This is a genomic window from Henriciella sp., from assembly GCF_049649345.1.
Classification (GTDB): domain Bacteria; phylum Pseudomonadota; class Alphaproteobacteria; order Caulobacterales; family Hyphomonadaceae; genus Henriciella.
This window is the reverse complement of the sequence record NZ_JBARZC010000409.1, coordinates 1-1,770: the sequence shown is the minus strand read 5'-3', so window position 1 is coordinate 1,770 and position 1,770 is coordinate 1. Positions and strand designations below refer to the sequence as shown.

1 protein-coding gene and 1 pseudogene are annotated in these 1,770 nt (G+C 62.2%); both read right to left on the bottom strand.

Annotation, left to right across the window (positions count from 1 at the left end; translation table 11 throughout):
- Positions 1-764: pseudogene (locus WA989_RS11365) on the bottom strand (hypothetical protein); the annotation flags it as partial.
- On the bottom strand, positions 761-1,770 hold a 1,010-nt coding region (locus WA989_RS11360; RefSeq protein ID WP_424340616.1), incomplete at its 5' end, for an ABC transporter ATP-binding protein. The pseudogene WA989_RS11365 and the gene WA989_RS11360, both read right to left, overlap by 4 nt.

Sequence of the window (1,770 nt, the reverse complement as noted above, 5' to 3'; positions counted from 1 at the left end):
AGCAGGAAGGCCATGAACACCGCCGCGTAGAAGGGCGCCTTGTCGGCCATGGTGACTTGAGAGCCTGAATCCGAAGACGCCGGTCTTGCGCGGCGTTCGGTAATTTGACGCCTCTGGTTTTCCGCCTCGCTCAGAATACGCGGGCTGACACCGGCCGCCTCAAACACCCTGCGCTCGGTAAGATTGCGCTCTGCTGCCCGGACCCGGTTGAGCAAGGCATCAGTCGTGACATTCTCGCTCCAATACTCGATCTCGCCATCGCCCTCGGGCACGAAGATCGCGGCAAAGAGCGGCTGAGGCCCGTTCGCGGTTTCGACTAGGGCGTCGCCCAGAAGATAGGGCCGGATCGCGTCTTCGGTCTCGGCCGGCGGCGGCACGGCGATGAAATCGGACTGTGGCAGGCTGACCTGCGCGCCGCCGGCTTCGTCGAGCGCTTCATCAACGCTGAGGCCGCGCTCAATCGCGTTGTCGAAGGCCTGCACCGCAGCGTTGGGCTCACCATTCATCATGATGCCGGGGTCAAGCGTCATCCGCGCCATCATCAGCCGGTCCTGCTGAAGCTCGCCGCGCAGGGCGTCGGTAAAGTCGCTGCCCTGTTCTATGACGGTATAATAGCGCGTCGGCTGCGAATTGGCCGCCCAGGTCGGCGCCATCATGCCGACGCCCATCAGGACGGGTGTGAGCAGGAGGCCGAGCCAGAAGCCCCAGGCCTGCACATAACCAAGATAATCGCGGCGCGCGACGAGATAGATCGACCTTATCATGCCGCGGCCTCCTTGGCTCCCGTTGCGAGCGTCTGTTTCAGATCCTCAGCCTCGGCATCGGAGACCAGCGAGACGAAGACATCACGCAGGCGCGCATCTTCGGGGCGGAAACTTGTAATCGGGGCGCCCGCTTCAATCGCAGCGCGCAGGGCGTCCTGCGCATCGCGTCCGGGCGGCAGAGAAACACGCCAGTACCCGTCCAGTTTTTCATTCTCGGCGAAGCCCTTCGGCGCAATGGCGCTGTGCAGGTCAAAGCCATCCTCGACACCGATAAGCGCCGCCCGGCCGAGCGCGCCGAAGGCCTCGTCCAGCGTGCCATCGAAAACCTTGCGCCCGCGCGCCATCATGACAATGGAATCGCAGAGCCGCTCGGCATGCTCCATGACATGGGTGGAGAACAGGATCGTCGCGCCTCGCTTGTGCTCCTCGATGATCATGTCCTCGAGCCCCTGCTGGTTGACCGGATCGAGGCCGGAGAAGGGTTCGTCGAGGATCAGAAATTCAGGCCTGTGGGCCAGCGCTGAGAGGATCTGGACCTTCTGCGCCATGCCTTTGGAGAGTTTGGAAATGCGCTGGCGGCCAAAATTTTCCAGCCCCATGACTTCGAGCAGCTCGTCGGCGCGCTTGCGGCTGTCGCTGGCGCTCATGCCTTTCAGGCGTGCAAAATAGGAGATGATGGCGCGCGGGCTCATCTTCTTGTAAAGGCCGCGCTCTTCCGGCAGGAACCCGACACGCTTGAGCGTCTGAATATTGGGCGGGCCTCCGAACAGGCGAACCTCGCCCTGATCCGGGCTCAGCACGCCCAGCGCCATACGCAGGCTTGTCGACTTGCCGGCGCCATTCGGGCCGAGGAAGCCGACAATTGATCCCGTCGGAACCGTCAGGCTGAGATTTTTGACAGCCGTGAAGAAGCCAAATCGTTTCGTAACGGCCTGCATTTCAAGCGGGTTTTCGCTCATCACCTCTCCAAAATCCGGAGTCTTTCTCGACTCTCGATAATCCACAC